Source organism: Flavobacterium sp., from assembly GCF_004211145.1.
Lineage (GTDB): Bacteria > Bacteroidota > Bacteroidia > Flavobacteriales > Flavobacteriaceae > Flavobacterium.
Map to the genome: position 1 here is coordinate 1 of NZ_SEBS01000089.1, position 1,153 is coordinate 1,153.

Genomic DNA, 1,153 nt, shown 5'->3' on the forward strand with positions numbered 1-1,153 from the left:
TTATAAGCCTGCGCCGTCAGCTCTGTGCTGCGGACGAAAACTTCATTGAAATATTCGCGAGCCAACGCATACGGCGCGATCGCTTTGTAATTGGCATCGAAATCCGAAAACAGATTTCCGTAAGCCGATTGTTTTCCCGCAGCATTCACCTTTCCGATGAAATCTTTCTCGTACGCGCTTTTCAATGCGACGGCGTTTGATTTTTTCAGTCCTTTCACTTCGCCGATCCACTTTTTCCAGTAGTTCGCAATTCGGGCGTATTTCGCGGAATATTGGATCTTGATCGCCTTGTCGCTCCGCATAAATCCGTCCTGGACTTTGAGCGCTGCATCGCGAACCTCGATCCTCGCCGGGTCAATGTCGTTTACAATCTGAGCAACGGCAACCGACGGCAGATATTCCATCGTCGATCCCGGATAACCCATAACCATAGAAAAATCGCCTTCTTTCGGGCCTTTTATTGAAATTGGGAAATAGTGTTTCGGCACGTACGGCACGTTATCTTTTGAATATTCAGCCGGATGGTTGTTCTTGTCGGCGTAAACGCGGAACATCGAAAAGTCTCCGGTATGTCGCGGCCAAACCCAGTTGTCAGTATCGCTTCCGAATTTGCCGATCGCTGTCGGCGGCGCGCCAACCAGGCGAATGTCTTTGAAAGTTTCAGTCACAAACAGCAGGTATTGATTGCCGTCGTAAAAATTCTTTATCTTATTTTCTTGCCAGGTTTCCTTGGGGAATGACTTCGTTACTTCGGCGATATTGTCGGCAATTTTCTTTTGCTTTTCGGCTTCAGATGATATCCCTGAAACACCGTCGAGTACTTTTGAAGTCACGTCTTCGATCTTTACGACAAACGTAACGACGACACCGGGATTAGGAAGCTCTTCATCCATCGTCATCGCCCAAAAACCGTCGGTAATGTAATCGTGCTCGAGCGAAGAATGATTTTGGATCATGTCAAAACCGCAGTGATGATTCGTCAGCAGCAACCCCTTCGGCGAGATCATTTCGCCGGTACAGCCGCCGTTGAATTGCGGAACGGCGTCTTTCAGGCCGGGTTTATTGGCGTGGTAAATATCTTCGGCCGAGATTTTCATCCCTAGCTTTTTCATTTCTTTTTCGTTTCTGCTTTCCAAAAGCGACGGAATCCACA

The 1,153-nt window shown here is 48.0% G+C and carries 1 protein-coding gene; it reads right to left on the minus strand.

The window, feature by feature from the left end; genetic code table 11:
• On the minus strand, nt 1-1,153 hold a 1,153-nt coding region (locus tag EOO50_RS17660; protein WP_290841604.1), incomplete at both ends, for a S46 family peptidase.